Origin of the sequence: Sandarakinorhabdus sp. (genome assembly GCF_031422795.1) — a bacterium.
Taxonomy (GTDB): Bacteria; Pseudomonadota; Alphaproteobacteria; order Sphingomonadales; family Sphingomonadaceae; genus Sandarakinorhabdus.
The window spans coordinates 1-21,440 of the sequence record NZ_JANPML010000368.1 but is presented as its reverse complement, the minus strand read 5'-3'; the positions used below and the strand labels follow the sequence as shown (position 1 = coordinate 21,440).

Below are 21,440 nucleotides of genomic sequence, written 5' to 3'. Positions count from 1 at the left end.
ATCCTGCCTGCAAAATCCTGCATTGTTCTTTCCCCCGGGGTTCGACGGCCAAAGCGACGATTGGGGGGAGTATGTCAGACGGTTGGCAGCGCGACACCCACCATTGTTTCATAGGTGACCAGCGCCGCCAGTTCGGCCTCGCTGTAAGCCTCCGTGCCGGCCGGGCGCATCGGCAGCACCATGTAGCGGGTTTCGGCGGTGGTATCCCACACCCGCAGTTTTACATCGGCGGGCAGGTCCAGCCCCATTTCGCGCAGCACGGCCTGCGGTTCACGGGTGATGCGGGAGCGGTAGGCGGGGCTTTTGTACCAGTCGCGCGGCAGGCCCATGATCGGCCAGGGCGTGCAGGAACACAGGGTGCAGACCACGACATTGTGCAGGGTGGGCGTGTTTTCCAGCACCACGATATACTCGCCCTGTGGCCCGCCATAGCCCAATTCGGCGCAGGCCGCCGTGCCATCGGCGACCAGGCGGGCGCGGTAGGCCGGATCGGTCCACGCCCGCGCCACCACGTGTGCGCCGTTTTGTGGGCGCCAGCTTTCCACCATGGCTTCGATCTGGCCCAGCATTGCCGGGTCAAGCAGATCCTTGTCGGCAAGCGCGCCCAGCAGCGCTGTGGTGCGGGCGGCGGGGGAGGCTGTTGCGGTCATTGGGCGGGCTCCAGATGGCTGTCCCAGATGTCGACCACCACGCTGTGGCCGAGCGCGTCGGGCCACAGATCGGCGGCGGCGAATTCGACGTGATAGCTATGTTCGGGGCGGTGAACGCCGCCATGGGCGGACACATCGGGCAGGCCAAAGCGCGGCGCGACGTGCAGAACGGTGCCGCGCCGGCCGCGCACCGAACGCGGTGTGCGGCTGTGGCCGGCCGGGCTGATGTTGCGCACGATCACTGTGTCGCCCACGCCAAAGCGCGGCTCTGGCTGCGGTGTGGTGGGCACCACCGGATCGGCGGCGACCGGCCGGGCCAGCGGATAACGGCCACCGGCGCGGGCTTCCAGATCGGCGTGGGACACAGTGCCGGCTTCGACCAGCAGGGTGGAGATCCCGGTGAGCTGCCGCTCGTAATAGTGCACGGCGAGATAGTGGGCGGGTTCCATGCGTTCGACAGAATGGCGATACTCGTCGGCATTGATGCCAAAGCGGTTGAGGCACATCAGCAGCTGAAACGTCTGCGCTTGCCATGGGGCGTGAAACACCGGCTCATCGGCTTCGACCTCGATGGCGCCAAAGCCCTGCACACCGGCCAGATCGTGAATACCATCCATCAGTGCGTGTCCCGGCCAAGTCTCGCTCAAGCCGCAAGCCTAACGGAGAATCAGGCGGGAAGACAGCCGTTGCGGCCCAGCCTGCAGCATTGCGCATGCGTACGGCGCGTGAGAGGTTTCGATGCACTCTCGATTTGGAGATTCGTTCCGATGACCACCATCCTTGCCCCCGTGCATGGCCGCATCAATGATCTGGACAGCCATTTGCAAGTGGCGGTGTCGCAATGGGGCGAGGTGTTTGGCGAGGCGACGGCGCGGATGGGCGCGATGTTCATCGGCAACAAATTTTTCGACGACACCGAAGAACCGGAACGCGACCGCAAGTCGATCTGGCACAAGAAGGGCTCGGCCGCGCCAGGGGCTTCGACCGTTGAGGGGCGACTGGCGACGATGGACCTGATGGGCATCGATCGACAGCTGATCTTCCCGCAGGTGGTGCTGGCGATCCCGGCCTGGTCAGACGCGCCCGAAGCCGGCCTGGTGCTGCGCGAATATAATGACGCCGTGATCCGCTGGACCAAGGCCGGCAAGGGCCGGCTGCGACCGACCGCGCTGCTCAACATGACGACCATCGCCGGCGCGATTGCCGAGGCGGAACGGGTGATTGATGGCGGAGCGCGCGCCGTGTTCATTCAGGATGGCGTGGCGCCGGGCGGATTTTCGCCGGCAGCGCCCGAATGTGATCCGCTATGGGCGCTGCTGGCAAGGCACGGAGTGGCGGTGACGTTCCACATTGGCGGCCAACAGGGCTTTTTCGGCAGCGATGTGTGGCAGAATGCCGATCTGCTCAAGCCCGGCACTTTCTCGACCGGTGAGCCAGTGGGCCCGCACATGCTGGCGACCATGCATCTTTCGGTGCAGAATTACCTCACCTGCATGATCTTTGGCGGGGTGTTTGAACGCCATCCCGGCTTGCGGGTGGGCATTATCGAACTCGGCGCCACCTGGGTCGGGCCGTTCCTGGATTTCCTGGAGCACCGGATGGACATTTCCGGCCGGGTGCGCAGCGCGCTGAGCCGCCGCCCCACCCAGATTTTCACCGATCAGATCCGGGTGACTCCCTTCTTTTTTGAAAAGACGGCGCGCCAGATCGAACGTTATGGCATGCCGGAAATCTATGCCTTCTCCACCGATTTCCCGCACCCCGAAGGCGGCACCGATCCGATCGGCATCATGGCCGCCGACATCAGCCCGCTGGGCGAGAAGACGCTGGAAGGCTTTTTTGTCGGCAATGCCGAACTGCTGCTGGCCGATTAGGCCGCCACCCCTTCCCGCATCTTTTCCTGCACCACCAGTTCCTGCGCCACCAGTTCGGACACGCGCGGCGTCATCGGCACGAACGGCGCGTCCCGCAGCAAGCGATATTCGGCCTGCACATCCAGCAAAGGACGGTGGATCTGGTTTTCAAAATCGATGAACTGGATGGATCTTGATCGGCGGCCCAGCGCCCAGCCGTCGGTGATGGCGTCCATCGCCGGCTGGATCAGCCAGGGATCAACCAGCGTCGCGTGGCTGATGATGACGGACAGGGTCATCGCCGAATAGGGATAGTCCATCTGCGCCAGCTGGAAGGCTTGCAGCGCGAGTTCGTGGAACGGGTGGGTGGTATAGCCGGTGAGGACATGGTGCAGATCATGCGTCTGATACCCGCGCAGCACCTTGTATTTCATCACGTCGGGCAGGCGGGCGAGCTTGCCACTGGCTTCGAAATCCGCCGTCAGCTCGGCATATCCGGCGGCGAGTTTTTCGGCCAGGCCGTTGGCCACCATATGCTCCCGCCAGGCCGCGCCCAGCGTGCCGGGCGCGCAATCTGCGACCATCGCCAGGCTGAAATCCGGCGCCATCCACGCGGCGGCCGCCAAAGGCCCGTGCTCGGGATGCTCGGTGATCGCCGCCACATATTTGTCGATCGTGTTTTGCGGGGCGGATTCCCACCATTCGTTGAACAGCAGGTGCACGCCATAGCGATAGAAATCATCGACGGCGGTGAGGAATTTTTCCCCGAATACGCGGTCCACCTGGTGCATGGCATCCTCCCGAAACGATCTTTCCAGAGCTTGTCATGGCAATCGAGCGACAACAAGCAAGATAGGCATTGCTGCGGAGTTGGCGTGGCGAGCCAGCCTGATACACTGGGGCCATCTGAACAAGCGTGGGGAACGGATGATGCGGCGCATCCTGATGCTGACAATGGCGGCCATTACGGCGGCAACGATTCTGGTGCCGGTGGCGGCACAGGGCCAGAACCGCAAGCCCCCACCCAAGCCGGCCGCCAAGCCGGCCGCCAACGTGCAGAAGGTGATCCCGCCCAAGGCCGTCTATTGGCTATCGGCGCAGACCACGACCGGCTTTGGCATGTTTGGCGGCAGCCCGCCCAATCCGGGTGACATGATGCGCATGGCGATGGGCGGCCAGCAGCCCGGCGCCATGGCCAAATCGCTCAGCCTTGATCTGGGCGGCAAATTGCCGGTGAACGCGCCGCCGCCGCTGGCAAGCCACCTGATCCCGGCGGGCATGAACATGGGCGACCAATTGTTCCTGAAGAGCCCGCAGCGCGCGCCGGTGGAGCCGGGCCGCGACGAACCGGATTTCGAGCCGCCCAAGGGCCGCGTGCTGATCTTCTGGGGCTGCGGGGACACGGCGCGGTCGGGCCAGCCGGTGATCATCGATTTCGCCAGGCTGGCCGCTGGGCAGATCCCGCCCAATTTGTTTGCCGGCGAACGGGTGCGGATTGCGCGCGGGCCGACGGCAGGCAGTTGGCCAAGCTATGGCCATTGGCCCAACGATGATCGCGCCAGCCGCCAGGGTGTGCCGGCCAGCGCCAGCCTGATCGGCGACCACGGGGTAACGGGCAATTACATCCCTGATATCCAGTTCAGCCTGAGCAAGGACTTCATGGGCGCGCTGAACCTTGATCAGAAGAAAGCGCCTTCGGGTGCCATCGCCATGAGCTGGAACCCGTTGCCAGCAGCGACCGGCCATTTCGCCAGCTTCATCGGCGGCGAAGGTGAGGATCCGTCGAAAGGCGCCACCATGGTGTTCTGGTCTTCCTCTGAAAGCCAAACCTTCATCTCCGCTCTGGGTGACTATATCGCCCCGGCCGAAGCGGCGCGATTGGTTGGCACCAGGCAGCTGATGGCCCCCACCCAAACGACGTGCAGCATCCCCAAGGAGGTGACGGCCGCCGCGCCGAATGGGCTGGTGAGCCTGGTGGCACACGGGCCAGAGGAGAATTTCCTGTTCCCGCCCCGCCCTGCTGATCCGAAAATCGCCTGGGATCAGCAATATGCGGTGAAGGCGCGCTTTGTGGCGCGCGCCGGCGGGCCAGCGGGCATGAACATGGCCGAAATGATGGACGGCGGCGACGATGACGATCGCCCGCGCCGCGGCAACCGCCCGCGCAGCAAGCCGAAATGCAGCGACCGCCCAACGGCCGGCGATGCACTGGGCGGCGTGATGGGCGGTCTGCTCGGCCGCCGCAAGAAGGCGGAGGATTGCGACCCGAGCTGAGCCGGGCCGCAGAACCGCATCAGGGTGTCGGGGTGGCTGGTTTGAACTTGACGGCGGTACCAGTGGCATTGGTCTTGCCCCAGCTCATCGCTGTCACATGGCTGTCGCCATATTTGGCGTTGATCACCGCATCAGCGCCCAGCTTTTCAGCGCGTTCCCACAATTCCTTGTAAACCTTGGTCTGGCTGGCTTCCTTGCTGAAGATGGTGGCCTTGCGCACGCCGGCCGTCACTTCGCCCACCACATCATAGGGCCGGTCGCTGATGTCACCGGGAAACACGGGGACACCGACGCTTTCGTTGACCACAACAAATGCCTTTGGCGCATCCTTGGCGACGACGGGCGAGGCCAGCAACAGGGCCGAAAAACTCAATGCGATCGACCAGTTTTTGTTCATGTGGAACTCCCCAAATCGCCATAGGCCGGCAAACAGGACTTGGCAGAGGCTTTGGCAGGATGCAATCTGCCATGATGCTGATCCCGTTCGTTTTTGCGTTGCTGCTGCAGCCCGCCTCGCCACCGCCCGAACTGGCGCCAGTGGCCGCGGCTGCGTCTGCCAAGGCGGGCACAGCGTTGCGGCTGATGGTGTGGAATGAAGTCAGCACCCGCAACGCCAAACCCGGCGACCGTTTCCTGATGGTCGTCGATGCCCCTGTCGCGGTCGACGGGCGCGTGGTCATTCCGCGCGGTTCCAAGGCCTGGGGCGAGGTCGTCTCTGCCCGCAGCAGCGGCATGGCTGGGCGGGCCGGCGCGCTGGAAACCAGGCTGCTGCATCTCGATACGGCTGGCGGCCCGGTGCCGATTGCGCCGGCGCCAACCGCGGTCATCGCCAACAAGGGCCGTTCCGGCGCGTTGCAAATGGTGATGGTGACGGCCGCGTTGACCCCTTGGGGGCCGTTCGCCCGCGGCAACAATGCCCGCCTGAAAGCCGGCCACATCGTTGAGGCCGTGCTGGGCGCAGACGTGCCCATCGCTGCCCCATGAGCGACACGCCCACCGCGTCCGGGCACCGCGAACGGCTGCGCCAACGCCTGCTCGCCGGTGGCGGTGATGGCTTTCATGATTATGAGCTGATGGAATATCTGCTGGCGCTGGCCATCCCGCGGCAGGACACCAAGCCGCTGGCCAAGCGACTGATCGACGAGTTCGGCAGTCTGGCCGCGCTGATCGCTGCAACGCCGGAGGAATTGAAACGCGTCGACGGTCTGGGCGACGGGGCAGCAGCGGCGATCAAGTTTGTCGAGGCGGTGATGCTGCGATCCTTGCGCACGCGCGCGCTTGATCGCCCGGTGCTGAGCGGCTGGCAGGCCCTGCTCGATTATCTCCACGCCAGCCTCGCGCATCGGCCCACCGAGCAGTTCCGCGTTATCTTCCTCAACAACCGCAACGTGATGATCCGCGACGAGGTGATGAACGATGGCACGGTGAATGCCGCGCCGGTGTATCCGCGCGAGATCGTCAAACGCGCGCTCGATCTGGGCGCGGCATCGATGGTGCTGGTGCACAACCACCCATCGGGCGATCCGCAGCCCAGCCGCGACGATATCCAGATGACCAAGGCCATCATCGAGGCTGGTCGCCATCTGGGCCTGACCGTGCATGATCATGTGATTATCGGCGCCACAGGCCATGTTTCGATGCGGGCGCAGGGTTTGATTTAAATGGGTTTGATCTGACACCGACGCAATAATATCCTTGCGCCCGGCCCCATCAGTTCGCACAAAGATTTCGAGTTTGACGCGTGGAGGGGCAATGCAGGCCATACCGGCCTTTGACGAGATGTTCGGGATCGGGGACGGTTATAACAGCCAGTCTCCCGACGGCGTCACTGCGGCCTATCGCGCCATCCGGCAGTGGATGGCCGACTCCCCACCGGAATTGATGGCCGCCCGCCGCGCCCAGGCCGAGCTGTTTTTCCGCCGTATCGGCATCACCTTTGCCGTTTATGGCGACGCGCAGGCCACCGAGCGGCTGATCCCGTTCGACATCGTGCCGCGCATCATCACACGGACCGAATGGGAACGGCTGGAGCGCGGCCTGAAACAACGGGTGCAGGCGCTCAACATGTTCCTCGCCGATGTTTATGGCGCGCAGGAGATATTGAAGGCCGGCATCGTGCCAGCCGAACTGGTGCTGATGAACCCGGCGTTTTGCCTGCACATGGTCGGCCGCAGCCCGCCTGGTGGCGTGTGGGTGCATATCGCCGGCATCGATCTGGTGCGCACCGGCCCCGATGAATTCTTCGTGCTGGAGGATAATGCCCGCACCCCGTCTGGCGTTTCCTACATGCTGGAAAACCGCGAGGTGATGCTGAAGCTGGTGCCGGAGCTGTTTGACCAGGTAAAGGTCGCCCCGGTCGAGACCTATCCGGAAAAACTGCTGGAAACCCTGGCCAGCGTGTCCCCCCGCAAACAGCGCGGCAGCCATCCCACCTGCGTGCTGCTCACGCCCGGCCAGTTCAACAGCGCCTTTTACGAACACAGCTTCCTGGCCGACAAATTGGGCATCGAACTGGTGGAAGGCAGCGACCTGTTCGTGCGCGACGATATCGTGTTCATGCGCACCACCGAAGGCCCGCAGCGCGTGGATGTGATCTACCGCCGCCTCGATGATGAATTTCTGGATCCGCTGCTGTTCAACCCGACATCGATGCTGGGCGTGCCCGGCCTGATGTCGGCCTATGCCGCCGGCAATGTCACGCTGGCCAACGCGGTTGGCACCGGCATCGCTGATGACAAGGCGATCTATAGCTACATGCCCGACATCGTGCGTTTCTACACCGGCGAAGAACCCATATTGGCCAATGTGCCGACCTGGCGCTGCCGCGAACCCGAAGCTTTGATGTATGTGCTCGATCACTTGGCCGAACTGGTGGTGAAGGAAGTCGATGGCTCTGGCGGCTATGGCATGCTGGTTGGCCCGCACGCATCCAAAACCACCATCGCCGCCTTTGCCGCCAAGCTGAAGGCCAATCCGGAAAAATTCATCGCCCAGCCAACGCTGGCGCTTTCCACCTGCCCCACCGCCATCGAAAGCGGCGTTGCCGCCCGCCATGTCGATCTGCGCCCGTTCGTGCTGACCGGTGCAGATGGCGTGCGCATCGTGCCGGGCGGCCTGACCCGCGTGGCCATGACAGCAGGATCACTGGTGGTGAACTCCAGCCAGGGCGGCGGCACCAAAGACACGTGGATCATCGACGGATGATGACATGCTGAGCCGCACCGCGGGCAACCTCTTCTGGATCGGGCGCTATCTGGAGCGCGCCGACTTCACCGCGCGCCTGATCGAGGCAACGCAGCGGCTGGCCGCCCTGCCCTCCTCTTATGGCGGCGCGTCCAACGCCTGGGAATCGGCGCTCGCTGCCGCCTGCCAGGTTGATGGCTTTGCCGCCACCGGTTTGCCTGTCGGCGAGTATGAGGTGACCGAGTATCTCACGCTGAACGCCTCCAACAGTTCTTCCATCCGCTGCTGCCTTGAAGCCGCGCGCAACAATGCGCGGGCCGTGCGCACCGCGATGACCGAGGAAGGCTGGGAAGCGATCAACACCGCCTGGCTGGAGGTCAGCCGCTATGGCACGCATCTTTCCAGTCGCGAGACGCTGGCGCAGTTGATCGAATATGTGAAGCACGCCATCGCGGCCTTTGATGGCGCCAATTATCGCACCATGCTGCGATCTGATTCCTTCTGGTTCACCAATCTGGGCGCTGCCATCGAACGCGCCGACAATTCGGCCCGGCTGCTGGATGTGAAATATCACCTGCTGTTGCCGCGCGACGAGCCGGTGGGCGGCAGCCTCGACTATTTCCAGTGGACCACCATCCTGCGCACCGTATCGGCGATGACCGCCTATCGCTGGGTTTATAACGACAGCGTGAAGCCGTGGCTGGTCGCCGATCTGCTGATCTGCAACCGCCAGATCCCGCGCAGCCTCGCTTCCTGCTATGACGAGATCCTGCGCCAGCTGGATCTGCTCGCCAGCCACAGCGGTCGCCGCGGCCCGGCGCACCGGTTGGCCAGCACCGGCCATGCCAGGCTGGCCAATGGCAACATCGATGCGATCTTTGCAACGGGCCTGCACGAATTTCTGACCAAGTTCATCGCCGACAACAATCGACTTGGCGAAGCCATTGCCGAACAATATCTTTTCTGAAAGCCGCCATGCGTATCCGGGTCGATTATTCCACTATCTATGAATATGCTCAGGCTGCCAGCGACGTCCTGCAACTGCTGCGCGTGCAGCCGGCCGGGCATGATGGCCAACATGTCGTGCACTGGCGCATCGAAACCGAGGTTGATGGCCATCTGAAGCGTGGTGAAGACGCTTTTGGCAATACCACCCACATGTTCTACCCTGATGGCCCGGTGCAGCGCATGGCCGTGCACGTGACCGGCGAAGTGGACACGATCGAAAGCCACGGCGTGCTCACCGGTTGCCATGAACGGCTGCCGGCCATTGTTTATCTGCGCCAGACCGAACTGACCGTGCCCGACGACGCCATCAAGGCCCTCGCCCGCCAGCTTGATACCGGCGATGCGCTGGCCAGCTGCCATCGGCTGACCGGGCTGTTGTACGACAGCATGACCTTTGATGCCGATGTTACCCACGCCCACAGCGATGCCGCCCATGCCTTCGCCATCCGCGCCGGCGTGTGCCAGGATTATGCCCATATCTTCCTGAGCGTGGCGCGCTGCATCGGTATCCCGGCGCGCTATGTTTCGGGTCATCTGGTGCGCGGCGATGGCTTTATCACCCAGCCCGCTGCCCATGCCTGGGCCGAAGCGCTGATCCCCGATCTGGGCTGGGTGGCCTTTGATCCCACCAACGGCATGTGCGCGACCGAAGCCTATCTGCGGGTTGCGGTCGGCCTCGATTATCGCGATGCCGCCCCCATTCGCGGCGCCCGGCGCGGCGGCGGCATTGAAACCATGAATGTGGCCGTCACCACTCAGGCGACTGGCCAGGCCGGCGGCCAGCACCCCGGCCTTGGCCAACTGAACAGCCAGATGCAAAGCCAGAGCTGACAACCAGGGCAATCTGGGCCATTGAAATTCTTGCCGCTGGCCAGCTGCCGGTGCAGACTTGTTCAACAAAACTCAGGCTGCGGAACCAACCATGACCTATTGCATCGGCATTCTTGTGCGCGAAGGCCTGGTGTTGATGGCCGATACCCGCACCAATGCCGGGGTCGACAACATCTCCACCTATCGCAAGCTGCGCGTGATGGAGCATGGGCCCGAACGCGTGATCATGTGCGCGTCGGCTGGATCGCTGTCTGTCACGCAAAGCGCGCTCAGCCGCGTGGCGCTGGGCGTGGTGATGCCCGACACCGGCGAGAAAGAGACGCTGGCCGACGTGCCGACCGTGTTTCGCGCCGCGCAACTGGTGGGCCAGGCGCTTTCGGATGCCAAGGCCGAGATTGACCGGGTGGTGAAGGACGACGATGTCTACACCGATGCGACCCTGCTGCTGGCCGGCAGCATCGGCGGGCGGCGGCCGCGCCTGTTTCAGATCTATGGCGCTGGCAATTTCATCGAGTGCCAGGCCGATACGCCGTTCCTGCAGATTGGCGAGACCAAATATGGCAAGCCGGTGCTGGATCGCATGGTCACCTATGAAACGCCGATGGCCGAAGCGCTGAAGATCGCGCTGATCTCGTTCAGCGCCACCATGCGGTCAAATCTGGCCGTCGGCCTGCCGGTCGATATCGCCAGCATCCGCAGCGGCGTTTCCGATCTGGAACTGATCCATCGCATCGAGGTGGACGATGAATATTACAGTGAGCTCAACAATCGCTGGAGCAACGCCCTGCGCGCTGCTGCTGCTGCCATCCCGCTGCCACAATATGCCAGCCAACCGGAACAGGAATTGCGCAGTTAGGCGCCAGAATCAGGTCGTTGCCAGCTGCGTTCCCGGCTTTTCGCGTGTCACCCACAACATGAGCGACAGCACCAGACCGACGACGCTCACCCCCGTCATCGCCAGATAGCCCAACGCGGCATCGCCATCCGCCACCAGCGCGTCATACAGATAACCCGACACGAAGGTGGTGAAGGCCTGCGCCGGGGCCGACGCCAGCGCCATGTAGATCATCTGCGCGGTCGCCGTCTGTTCATCGCCCATCATCTGATTGACCAGCCGCATCGCGCCAAGGAACACCGCTGCAAACGTGCCGGCGTGCAGCACCTGCAACGGCCACAGCAGGATTTCGGGCGGCAGGAAGGCCATTGCCGTCCATCGGATGATGCAGGCGATGGCGCCCACCAGGATCAATGTTTCCGACGCAAATTTGCTCGACCAACCGCCCAGGAACATCAGGAACAGCACTTCCACCGCCACCCCGACTGACCAGAGATTGCCGGCCACCGTTTGCGAGATCGCCTGATCCTTCGTCCAGATCAGCACACCAAAGCCGTAAAAATAGCCATGGGTGGCTTGCAGGATGCCGGCGGCAAAGATCAGCAGGGCAAAACGGCGATTTTTCAGCAGGCCAACGCCTTCCTTCAGGCGACCGATGAAATCACCTTCCTCGTTGCCCAGCACAGGCTCCCTGGGCATCACGAACGCGGCACCGATCAGCGTGATCGACACACCCAGCAGCCAGGCCCAGATCGCCCACGGCCCGAAATCGGTGACCAACGCGCCCACGCTGGACGAACCGACGATGAACGCCGCCGAAGCAAGGCCACGCGCGAAGCCGTAAGGCGGCAGCCCGGTCTTGGTCAGCCGGATCAGCGCGGCCTCCACGGCGGGCAACAGCCCCCAGAAACCAACATCCATCAACAGGATGATGGCAAACACCGGCCAGAAACCTTCGACGAACCACAGCGCGCCAAAGCCGACACTGAGCAGGAAGGCGAACAGGAACAGCGGCGCGCGTTTGTCAGCCTGGCCAGCGGCCCACGCCGCAGTGATTGGCCCGATGATGATGCGCGACAGGCCGCCAATGGTCAGCACCAGGCTGATCTGCACGCCGGTGAAACCCTGGGCTGAATCGAGCCAGGTCGGCAGATGCGGGATCAGCGCGCCAAAGCCGGCAAAGAACAGACAGGACAGCAAGGTGGCACGCACGCCATTGGAGCTGAGTTTCGCGTCGGATGATTCGGCCATGACGTTTGATGGCAGGCTGTCGTGAACCTGTCATCTGTGCGGCGTGACATTCGCCTGCAAGCCGGCCTAAGCTGCTCGAAATCACCACTGGGGAGACAATATCATGGCCCTTCCGGCGCTCTTTGATCTGACCGGGCAGACCGCCCTCATCACCGGCTCCAGCCGCGGCATCGGCAAAGCCATCGCTCACCGCATGGCCGAACATGGCGCCAATGTCGTCATTTCCAGCCGCAAGGCCGACGTATGCAAAGCCGCGCGGGACGAGATCAACGCCGCCGTGGGCCGCGAAGCCGCCATCAGCGTGCCGGCCAATATTGCCAGCAAGGAAAGCCTTCAGGCCCTTGTCGATGCCACGGTCGCCAAATGGGGCCAGATCGATCACCTCGTCTGCAACGCCGCCAGCAACCCCTATTATGGCCCGCAGGCCGGCATCAGCGATGAAGCCTTCACCAAGATCCTGCAGAACAATATCGTGTCCAACCATTGGCTGATCTCGATGGTCGCCCCGGCGATGCGCGCCCGCAAGGATGGCACCATCACCATCGTCAGCTCGATCGGTGGCCTGCGCGGATCGACCATCATCGGCGCCTATTGCATCTCCAAGGCCGCCGACATGCAGCTCGCCCGCAACCTCGCCTGTGAATATGGGCCTGACAATGTGCGCGTGAACTGCATTGCGCCCGGCCTTATCAAGACCGATTTTGCCAAGGCACTGTGGGACGATGCCGAAACCTTGAAGCGCTCCACCGCCACCGCGCCGCTGCAGCGTATCGGTGTGCCCGATGAAATCGCCGGCATGGCGGTGTTCCTCGCCGGCAAGGCCGGGGCCTTCACCACCGGCCAGAATTTCGTGATTGATGGCGGGGTAACGGCGGCCTGAGTCCGCTCAGCGGCGGTCGTGAAAGCGTTGGCCGCTGGTTACGGCCTCGGCTCCAGTTCAAAGCTGACCGTCACGCTGGCCGACAGGGCCAGTTCGCCGGGCTGCACGGGCGGCGCATCAGCCGCTTCGGCCATGGCGGCTTGCAGCATCGGACGCGGGCCCGGGTCTGCCATGTTGCTACCCTCGGCAATGCTGACGATGCGTTTCACTGTCATGCCGGCGGCCCTGGCATAAAGTTCGGCCCGCGCTCGCGCCTTGGCAACGGCGGCCCGGCGGGCGTCATCCAGTGCGGCATCGGGGTTGGCCAGGGTGAATTCCGGGCCCTGCACTTCGTTGGCCCCGGCCTTGATGACGGCATCGATCAGCCGGCCAGCCTCGCTCAACTTGCCGGTGCGGATGCTGATGCTGTTGCGGGCCTGATATCCGGTCAGGATGGGCGGCTGTTCGGGCAGATAGCGATATTGCGGGCTGAGACTGAGGCCGGTGGTCTGCACATCGCGGGTTGCGATTCCGGCCGTTTGCAAGGCCGCGAGCACGGCATTCATCCGCGTGCTGTTGGCCGCCATGGCATCAGCCGCGCTGGCGCCATTGGTGAGCACGCCGGCGGTCAGGCGCAGTTGATCGGGCGCTCGCGCCACATCGGCGCTGGCCGTGAGACTGAGCATGGTGGAAGGCATGGGACGGTCTTGCGCCGCAGCGGCGACCGTGAGCAGCAGCGGGCTGGCAAGCAACAGCAGGGTTCGGCGCATCAACAGCGTCCTTTTGAGCAGACTTGAACCGGGATGATGGCCCAGCGCTGCCGCCGCGTCACCCGCAAAATCGACCTGACCACAATATTCGGCTGCGGCGTCGCGGCACCGAGTGACACTCAAATTTCCCTTTTTGCAAACACGGACTTGCGGTATTGGAAAGCACTTGCACGCGGTGATGTATTTCGATAATACACCGCCGTAGAGGACTCATGACGATGAACGCGCACAATAATGTTCCCTCGCCTGCGGAAGCGGCGGTTTATGCTTTTCCGCCCGGCGAGGCCGAGGCCCCGACAGGTGGTCGCAATCGCTGGCTGAAGCCAGGCCTGATTGCGCTTGCCGTGGCGTTGGCAGGCGTGGCCGGCTGGAAAGCCTTTGGCCCGTCGGCTGCGCCGCCTGTGGCGCAAACCAGCAGTTTTCCGGAAGTGACCGTGCTGGTGCCCGGCACCACCATGCTGGCCGATGCCATCATCGCGCCGGGCAGCATCGCCGCCAAGCGTGATGCCGCCGTGGGCGTGCAGGGCGAAGGCGGCCGCGTTGTGCGCGTGACGGTGGAACCCGGCCAGCGCGTTGCGGCGGGCCAGGTGCTGGCGCAGATCGACGCCCAGGTGCAAGTGCAGGAAATCGCGCAATTATCCGCAGGCGTGCGTCAGGCTGAAGCCGAAGCCCGGCTGGCGCAGGCCAATCTGGCGCGCGCTGAATCGCTGGTGGCCAAGGGCTTCATCAGCCGCGCCGACATTGATCAGCGCATCGCCTCCCGTGATGGCGCGCTGGCCCGTGTTGGCGTTGCCCGCGCTCAGTTGGGTGCGGCGCGTGAACGTGCCGAACGGCTTGACGTGCGGGCGCCGGCTGCTGGCCTGATCCTGGCGCGCAACATCGAAACCGGCCAGGTGGTCGGCCCCGGCACCGGTGCTCTGTTCCGGCTTGCCGAAGGCGGTGCGCTGGAAATGCGCGCGCAGGTGGCCGAACAGGATCTGGCCCGGCTGAAGCCCGGCATGTCGGCCATTGTCACGCCGGTGGGCGCCACCGAGGGTTTCAGGGGCAAGGTGTGGCTGATCGATCCGGTCATCGATCCGGCAAACCGCCAGGGCGTGGTGCGCATCCAGTTGGATTATGCGCCCGGTCTGCGCGTCGGCGCCTTTGCCCGCGCCCGCATCGAAGGCGGCGAAACCACCCGGCCGCTGCTGCCGCAATCGGCCGTGCTGGCCGACGTTCAGGGTAATTTCGTCTATGTGCTGGGCAAGGATGACAAGGTCGAACGCCGCAGCATCAGCATCGGCGCGATCAGCGACGCCGGTGTGGGTATTGCATCGGGTTTGACCGGCACGGAAAAGGTGGTGGCCAGCGCCGGCGCCTTCCTGAAGCCGGGCGACAAGATCAAGCCCGTGCTCGCTGCTGCCGCCCGCTGATTTCGACAGGACCCGCAAGCAATGCGCAATATTTCTGCCTGGTCGATCAAGAACCCGGTTCCGCCACTGGTGCTGTTCACCCTGCTGATGCTGGTGGGCATCTTGTCGTTCCGGGCGATGGACATCAACAACCAGCCAGATATTGAATTCCCCGGCGCACAGATCATCGTGGCCCAGCCCGGTGCAGCGCCGGAAGAGCTGGAAAACCAGGTTACCCAGCGTGTCGAAGCGGCGGTGCGCAACATCACCGGTGTCGATGAAGTCAACAGCTTCGTGTCGGAAGGCAACAGCCGCACCATGGTGCAGTTTGCCATCGGCACGCCGATCGATCGCGCGGTCAACGATGTGCGCGACGCCGTTGCCAACATCCGTTCCGATCTGCCGCAGGGCATCTTGCAGCCGCAGGTCAACCGGCTCGACATGGCCGGCGGGCCGATTGCCTATTTCTCGGTTGAATCAACCGCGATGACGCTGGAAGAACTCAGCTGGTTCGTGGACAATACCGTGGCCAAGCGCCTGCTCGGCATCCCCGGCATGGCCCAGGTGCGCCGCGCTGGCGGGGTCAGCCGCGAAATCCGCGTTGTGCTCGATCCCGATCGTATGCAGGCCTATGGCGTGACGGCAAGCCAGGTCAACGCCCAGCTGCGTCAGGTCAATCTGAATGCGGCCGGTGGCCGTGCTGAAATCGCCGGCGCCGAACAATCGGTGCGCGTGCTGGGCAATGCCCGCAACGCCATTGGACTGGCTGAAACCCAGATCAATCTGGGCCAGGGCCGCAACATTCGCCTTGGCGACATCGCCGACGTGCGCGACGCCTATGCTGAACAACGCTCCATCTCCAAGCTGGGTGGCCGTCAGGTGCTCAGCTTCAGCCTCGCCAAGGCCAAGGGTTCGTCTGACGTCACGGTTTACGATGCGGCGCTGATTGAAATCGACAAGCTGCGGGCCCAGAACCCCAAGATCAGCTTTCGACTGATCTTCACCTCGGTGGAATATACCAAGAACCAATATCATGGCGCCATCGACGCCATGATCGAAGGCGCTATTCTGGCCGTGCTGGTGGTGTGGTTGTTCCTGCGCGATTGGCGCGCCACGGTGATCTCGGCGCTGGCCATCCCGCTGTCGGCCATTCCCACTTTCTGGTTCCTCGATGCCTGGCTGGGCTTTTCGCTCAACCAGCTGTCGCTGCTGGCGCTCAGCCTTGTTGCTGGTGTGCTGGTCGATGATGCCATCGTGGAAATCGAAAACATCGTGCGCCACATGCGCATGGGCAAATCCGCCTGGCAGGCATCGATGGACGCGGCCGATGAAATCGGTCTCGCCGTGGTCGCCACCACCATGTCGATTGTCGCGGTGTTTCTGCCCGTCGCCCTGATGCCCGGCATTTCCGGCCAGTTCTTCAAGAATTTTGGAGCCACCGTGGCGGTTTCGGTGCTGATCAGCTTGGCCGTTGCGCGGCTGATCACGCCGATGCTGGCGGCCTATTTCCTGAAAAGCGACGGCCAGACCGAGCATGGCACTGCCAAGTGGATCGACAGCTATATGCGCATCCTTGGCTGGGCGCTGGCCAACCGCATGAAGACGGTGTTCGGCATCGGCGGCGCCGCCCTGGCAGGCACCGTGGCGCTGTTCGTGTTGCTGCCGATGACCTTCCAGCCCGACGTTGACAATGACGACAGCCAGGTGTCCATCTCCCTGCCGCCCGGCGTCACGCTGGCGCAGACCGAAGCCATTGTCGACAAGGCCGTGGCCGTGGTCGAAAGCTCGCCGGAACTGGCGTTGGCCTTTGCCGATGTCGATGTGGGCGGCGGCAATATCTATCTGACGCTCAAGAAATCACGCACGATGCACCGCATCGAATGGGAGCGCTCGATGGCGCCCAAGCTGGCGGCGATCCCTGATGCCCGCATCGGCTTTGCCAGCCAGCAGGACGGCCCGCCCGGCGGTCGCCCGATTGGCATCACGCTCACCGGCAATGATCCGGTCGTGCTGGAACGCGCCGCCCAGAAGGTGGTGCAGGACATGCGCGCCATGCCGGAATTGCGCCAGGCCCGCATCGATGGCGGCCTGCAGCGGCCGGAAATCACCATCAAGCCGCGGCTTGATCTGGCGGCCGAAATCGGTGTGACGACAGCGGCGCTGTCGGAAACCATCCGTATCGCCACCTTGGGTGACATCGATCAGAATGTTGCCAAGTTCAGCGTTGCCGATCGCCAGATCCCGATCCGGGTCGCGCTGTCGGAAGGCGCCCGGCGCAATCTTTCGACCATCGAAAACCTGCCGGTGCCCACCAGCCGCGGCGGTACCGTGCCGCTGAAAGTGGTTGCTGAAATCAGCTTTGGTGCCGGCCCCACCGAAATCCGCCGCTTCAACCAGCAGCGCCGCATCCTGATCGGGGCCGATCTGGCGCCGGGCCTGCTGTCGGGCGATATTCAGACCAAGGTCAACAAGCTGCCTAGCCTGCAAAACCTGCCCTCGGGCGTGGAAACCGTGCAGCTGGGCATGCAGAAGTGGATGGGCGAACTGGTCCAGAATTTCATCCTGGCCGTGATTGCCGGGGTGGTGATGGTGTTTGCGGTGCTGGTGCTGCTCTACAAACGAGTGCTGCCGCCGTTCGTCAACATGATGTCGCTGTTGCTGGCGCCGCTGGGCGGCCTGATGGCCATCGGCCTAACCGGCAATGCCATTTCCATGCCGGTGTTCATCGGCATGCTGATGTTGCTGGGCATTGTTGCCAAGAACAGCATCCTGCTGGTCGATATGGCCATCGAGGAAATGGAAAAGGGTGTGCCCAAGCTGGAAGCGATCCTGGAAGCCGGTCACAAGCGCGTGCAGCCGATCGTGATGACCACGGTCGCCATGGTCGCTGGCATGATGCCGGTGGCGCTGGCGCTGGGCGGCGATGGTTCGTGGCGCGCGCCGATGGGCATCGTGGTAATCGGCGGCCTGATCGTGTCGACAGCGCTGACGCTGATCATCGTGCCCGCAGGCTTTTCCATTGCCGTTTCGGTGGAAGAGTGGCTGGCACCGCGCATGAAGCGGTGGTTCACCAACAACGAAGAGGCTGATAAGCTTCCCGGCGTCTCGCCTGCGGAGTAAGATCATCCTGAACAGCCTGCTGCCGGAATCGCCCTTTCACCGGATGCGCCTGATGGCGACGCTGCTGCTGGCAGCGATGGCCGTGATTTTCATCGTCTGCCTGATATTTCCCAAAGCACATCCGGCGGTGCCGTGGGTGATGGCCTTCACCGAAGCCGCGATGGTGGGCGGCTTGGCCGACTGGTTTGCCGTCACCGCGCTGTTCCGTCATCCGCTGGGCCTGCCGATCCCGCACACCGCCATCATCCCGCAGCAGAAGGACCGGCTGGGCGATACGCTGGCCCAATTCCTGAAGGAAAATTTCCTGCAGCCCCGCGTGGTGGCGCGGCGGCTTGACGATGCCGATCTGGCTGGCGGCCTGGCGCGCTGGCTGGCGGCACCACCCGCAGCCGGTGCCAGTGGCGGCCCGAACCGCAAGAAGGGCATCGCGCCGCTCATCGGCCAGTTGGTCGATGGGCTGGATGATCCGTCCATCGCCAAGGCCGTGGAGGATCTGGCGCGCGGCCGGCTGCAAGCCATGCAATTGTCTCCGATCATCGCCGATGCGGTGGACACGCTGGTGGCCGGCGGCCGCCACGAACTGCTGATCGATGCAGCGGTGGAATGGGGGCTGGCAACCATCGTTGACGAGGCCCCGAATATTCGCGGCAAGGTGGCAGAACGCACCAACTGGCTGCTGCGGCTGGCCGGCGCCGATGAAAGCCTGTCAGACACGATGATCAGTTCGGTGCAGCGCCTGCTGGTGGAGATCAAGCACGACCCAAGGCACCCGGTGCGCCAGCGCCTGGTGGAAGCCTTCAAGCAATGGACCTTCGATCTGCGCCATTTCCCGGAATCCCAGGACCGGGTGGAAGGCTTCAAGGATGACCTGCTGGCCAATCCGGCGATGAGCAGCTGGGTGCAGGGCCTGTGGGATGCCGCACGCAGCGCACTGGCCAGCAGCCTGACCGACCCCGGTGGCAACCGGCTGGGCGGCACGTTGACGGCGCTGGGCACCCGCATCGAAGATGATGCAGAGCTGAAGGCCGGGCTGAATGCCGCTTTGCGCCGCGCCGTCGCTGGCCTGGCCAAGACCCATGGTGACGAGATCGTGAAACTGGTATCCGAAACCGTGCGCGGCTGGGATGCCGATACCGTCACCGACAAGGTGGAACAGGCGGTGGGCCGCGACCTGCAGTTCATCCGCATCAACGGCACGCTGATCGGCGGCTGCATCGGCCTTGCCATTTATGGCGTTGCACGGTTCGCGCTGCTGCCGCACTGAAGCCGCCATGTTCGACCGTCAGCCCCACCTCGCCCACCCGACCCTGAGCCTGCGTCCCGCCATGGCGGATGACTGGCCGGCACTGGCTGCCGCTGCCAGCGATCCCGGCATCTGGGAAGGCCACCCCGCCAATGATCGCTGGCAGGAACCGGTGTTCCGCGCCTTTTTCGAGGATGGCCTGGCCAGCGGCGGCATGCTGGTGGCGCAAGAGCCCGAAAGCGGCAGCATCATCGGTTCGTCGCGGTTTGATTTCGCTCGTGTCGAACCCGACGAAGTGGAAGTGGGCTGGACCTTCCTCGTGCGCCGCCATTGGGGCAGCCGCAGCAACCACGTGATGAAGGCGTTGATGGTCGGCCACGCGCTCCAAACCTTTGAACAGGTGGTGTTTCTGATCGGCGAAACCAACATCCGCAGCCGCACCGCCGTGAGCCGGATCGGCGCAACGCTGACCGATCGGCAGATGACCGCCCAGCTTTCCACCGGGCCGGTCACCCACCTGCTCTACGCCCTCGATCGGGCGGCCTTTGCCGCTGGCCCGCTGGCGCCCCATTGGGCCGAACGGCTCAGCTGATATCCTTCAGATTGTCGTCTGCATTGCGATCGACATATTTGCTGTAGGGATCGATGCCGGCCACGCTTGGTTTGGCCTTGCTAATCAGCACCAGCGTCTGCGGGCCGGACTTGATGGGCAGGCGCGTCATCAGCAGCACGTCCTTCTGGTTGAAGGCTCCCTGCCCCGGTTTGGCCGTGAACAGGCCCACGTCGATTGAATCGGCCAGGGCTGCGGCCTTCTCCACGCCCTTGCCGTCGGCGTAATATTTGGCGGCATCAACGGTCAGCCGGGTTTCCCAGCGGCCATCGGGCAGTTTGCGCGTGGTGGCCGTCGTCGCCTTCAGGTCGAAAACGGTGATGCGTTCCAGCAGATCGCTCACCAGCTGCCGTTCTTCGGGCGTGCGGGCCAGGCCCTTGAAACCATCGACCAGCACCTGCGGCGACATGTAGGGCGGCCCGCTGAAACGATAGCGGGTGAACAGGCCGGCCAGCATGGCGTTGACCCGATCCTCGCCCAGCCTGTCCTGCAGCAGATACAGCACCACGCTGCCCTTGCGATAATGGATATAGCCCTGGTTTTCGACTTCACGCAGCGGCAACTCCTCGATAGCTTCGTTGCCGCGGTTGCGCAGGTAATTGTCCAGCTCATACTTCAGGAACCGCCGCATCTTGTCGGGGCCATAGAGCTGCTTCATCACCATCAGCGCCGAATATTGCGCCATGGTTTCCACCACCAGTGTGGCGCCTTGCGTGCCCGTTGGCACGATCTGGTGGCCCCAATATTGGTGCCCCAGTTCGTGCGCGGTGATGTAGGTGACGTAATCGATCTTGTCGGCTTCGGCGGCATTGGCCAAAAATCCGATGCCCTCGCTGTACGGCACGGTGCCGGCAAAGGCCTGCGCGAATTCAGCATAGGCCGGGAATTCAATGATCCGGACATGGTTGAACTGATACGGGCCGAAATTCTTTGTATAATAGCTCAGGCTGGATTGCATGGCGCTGATCATGCGCGCCGCGTTCCAGCCGTGATCGGGGTGGTGGAAAACCGACAGCGGGATACGGCGGCCGTCGGCCAGCGTCGCCTCCCCCTTGGCTTCGGTATAGCGAGCCGATTGCACCGAGAAGAAGGCCAGGATCGGCGTTTTCGACACGAAACGCGCCGTGCGGCGATTGCCGGATACCGTGTCTGACAGCTTGTCACCCGGCGCGATCGCCGTCTGATCGGCATCGGTGATCACGGTGATATCGCTCGTCACCCACGGCGCATTGCCCAGATCGTTGCGGCCCTGGCCATAGGCATCGCCCAGCTTGGGCGGGCGCACTTCACCGGTCAGGCCGCGCTTGCGCCGGGTGATGCGATCAGTGAGCAGACCATCGCGGCTCATGCCGATGACGGGCGCAAAATCACTATTGTTCAGGAAGGTGCCATTTTCGATGAGCGTGCGATCCTGCCCGCGTGCCGGAAAGCCGCGGTGCCAGCGCCTTGTGGCAAAATCGAGCGTGGTGGTCGCGCCGGGCGCCAGCGGCGTGGCAAAGCGCAGGATGCGATAGTTGAAGCGCGCATCATCGCGGTCCACACGGGTGCCGGGCACCACCAGC

General features: G+C 63.7%; 20 protein-coding genes. 13 read left to right on the top strand and 7 right to left on the bottom strand.

Annotation, left to right across the window (positions count from 1 at the left end; all coding sequences use genetic code 11):
* Positions 1-74 precede the first annotated feature (74 nt).
* Positions 75-650 (bottom strand): nitrile hydratase subunit alpha, encoded by a 576-nt coding sequence (nthA, locus tag RMO81_RS12965; protein WP_310476311.1) that lies wholly within the window; start codon positions 648-650, stop codon positions 75-77.
* Positions 647-1,267 carry a nitrile hydratase subunit beta gene (gene nthB, locus RMO81_RS12960; RefSeq protein WP_310476310.1) on the bottom strand — a complete coding sequence of 207 codons (621 nt, stop codon included), beginning with the start codon at positions 1,265-1,267 and terminating at the stop codon, positions 647-649. The genes nthA and nthB overlap by 4 nt, the downstream gene beginning before the upstream one ends.
* A gap of 150 nt (positions 1,268-1,417) precedes the next feature.
* Between nthB and RMO81_RS12955 the strand changes: the two genes are divergently transcribed.
* A complete protein-coding gene (locus RMO81_RS12955; protein ID WP_310476309.1) occupies positions 1,418-2,524 on the top strand; it encodes an amidohydrolase family protein in 1,107 nt (368 codons plus the stop codon).
* Here RMO81_RS12955 and RMO81_RS12950 read toward each other — a convergent pair.
* A complete protein-coding gene (locus RMO81_RS12950) occupies positions 2,521-3,294 on the bottom strand; it encodes a Coq4 family protein (RefSeq protein WP_310476308.1) in 774 nt (257 codons plus the stop codon). The genes RMO81_RS12955 and RMO81_RS12950 overlap by 4 nt on opposite strands.
* 136 nt (positions 3,295-3,430) lie before the next feature.
* Between RMO81_RS12950 and RMO81_RS12945 the strand changes: the two genes are divergently transcribed.
* A complete protein-coding gene (locus tag RMO81_RS12945; RefSeq protein ID WP_310476307.1) occupies positions 3,431-4,777 on the top strand; it encodes a hypothetical protein in 1,347 nt (448 codons plus the stop codon).
* A gap of 19 nt (positions 4,778-4,796) precedes the next feature.
* On the opposite strand, the gene RMO81_RS12940 is transcribed toward RMO81_RS12945, so the two are convergent.
* Complete coding sequence (locus RMO81_RS12940) at positions 4,797-5,174, bottom strand: heavy metal-binding domain-containing protein (RefSeq protein ID WP_310476306.1); 378 nt, start codon at positions 5,172-5,174, stop codon at positions 4,797-4,799.
* A gap of 71 nt (positions 5,175-5,245) precedes the next feature.
* On the opposite strand from RMO81_RS12940, the gene RMO81_RS12935 reads away from it, so the two are divergent.
* The 6 genes from RMO81_RS12935 (at position 5,246) to RMO81_RS12910 (ending at position 10,655) form a co-directional block, all read left to right on the top strand.
* A complete protein-coding gene (locus RMO81_RS12935) occupies positions 5,246-5,761 on the top strand; it encodes a hypothetical protein (RefSeq protein ID WP_310476305.1) in 516 nt (171 codons plus the stop codon).
* The gene (gene radC / locus RMO81_RS12930) at positions 5,758-6,438 is read left to right on the top strand and encodes a RadC family protein (RefSeq protein WP_310476304.1); all 681 of its coding nucleotides are present in this window, start codon (positions 5,758-5,760) and stop codon (positions 6,436-6,438) included. Before RMO81_RS12935 ends, radC begins: the two co-directional genes overlap by 4 nt.
* 91 nt (positions 6,439-6,529) lie before the next feature.
* Positions 6,530-7,981, top strand: a complete 1,452-nt coding sequence (locus tag RMO81_RS12925; protein WP_310476303.1) for a circularly permuted type 2 ATP-grasp protein — start codon at positions 6,530-6,532, stop codon at positions 7,979-7,981.
* A gap of 4 nt (positions 7,982-7,985) precedes the next feature.
* Positions 7,986-8,927, top strand: coding sequence for an alpha-E domain-containing protein (locus RMO81_RS12920; RefSeq protein WP_310476302.1), 942 nt, complete (start codon positions 7,986-7,988; stop codon positions 8,925-8,927).
* Positions 8,928-8,935: 8 nt separating this feature from the next.
* Positions 8,936-9,799: a transglutaminase family protein gene (locus RMO81_RS12915; protein WP_310476301.1), complete on the top strand. Its 864-nt coding sequence runs from the start codon at positions 8,936-8,938 to the stop codon at positions 9,797-9,799.
* Positions 9,800-9,890: 91 nt separating this feature from the next.
* A complete protein-coding gene (locus RMO81_RS12910; RefSeq protein WP_310476300.1) occupies positions 9,891-10,655 on the top strand; it encodes a peptidase in 765 nt (254 codons plus the stop codon).
* A gap of 9 nt (positions 10,656-10,664) precedes the next feature.
* Here RMO81_RS12910 and RMO81_RS12905 read toward each other — a convergent pair whose 3' ends face one another.
* Positions 10,665-11,885: an MFS transporter gene (locus RMO81_RS12905; RefSeq protein WP_310476299.1), complete on the bottom strand. Its 1,221-nt coding sequence runs from the start codon at positions 11,883-11,885 to the stop codon at positions 10,665-10,667.
* A 103-nt stretch (positions 11,886-11,988) separates the two neighbouring features.
* Here RMO81_RS12905 and RMO81_RS12900 point away from each other — a divergent pair, with 103 nt between their 5' ends.
* Complete coding sequence (locus RMO81_RS12900; RefSeq protein WP_310476298.1) at positions 11,989-12,765, top strand: SDR family oxidoreductase; 777 nt, start codon at positions 11,989-11,991, stop codon at positions 12,763-12,765.
* Positions 12,766-12,803: 38 nt separating this feature from the next.
* On the opposite strand, the gene RMO81_RS12895 is transcribed toward RMO81_RS12900, so the two are convergent.
* Entirely contained in the window at positions 12,804-13,514 is a 711-nt protein-coding gene (locus tag RMO81_RS12895) for an SIMPL domain-containing protein (protein ID WP_310476297.1), read from the bottom strand.
* Positions 13,515-13,732: 218 nt separating this feature from the next.
* On the opposite strand from RMO81_RS12895, the gene RMO81_RS12890 reads away from it, so the two are divergent.
* Genes RMO81_RS12890 through RMO81_RS12875 form a run of 4 tightly spaced genes read left to right on the top strand, consistent with a single transcriptional unit; the run spans position 13,733 to position 19,860 of the window.
* Entirely contained in the window at positions 13,733-14,926 is a 1,194-nt protein-coding gene (locus tag RMO81_RS12890; RefSeq protein WP_310476296.1) for an efflux RND transporter periplasmic adaptor subunit, read from the top strand.
* A gap of 21 nt (positions 14,927-14,947) precedes the next feature.
* On the top strand, positions 14,948-18,025 hold the full coding sequence (locus RMO81_RS12885; RefSeq protein WP_310476295.1) for an efflux RND transporter permease subunit: 3,078 nt from the start codon (positions 14,948-14,950) through the stop codon (positions 18,023-18,025).
* A 52-nt stretch (positions 18,026-18,077) separates the two neighbouring features.
* On the top strand, positions 18,078-19,289 hold the full coding sequence (locus RMO81_RS12880) for a DUF445 domain-containing protein (RefSeq protein ID WP_310476294.1): 1,212 nt from the start codon (positions 18,078-18,080) through the stop codon (positions 19,287-19,289).
* Positions 19,290-19,296: 7 nt separating this feature from the next.
* Entirely contained in the window at positions 19,297-19,860 is a 564-nt protein-coding gene (locus tag RMO81_RS12875) for a GNAT family N-acetyltransferase (RefSeq protein ID WP_310476293.1), read from the top strand.
* Here the strand turns inward: RMO81_RS12875 and RMO81_RS12870 are convergent.
* Positions 19,853-21,440: M1 family aminopeptidase (locus RMO81_RS12870; RefSeq protein WP_310476292.1), on the bottom strand; the 1,588-nt coding region annotated here is incomplete at its 5' end. The genes RMO81_RS12875 and RMO81_RS12870 overlap by 8 nt on opposite strands.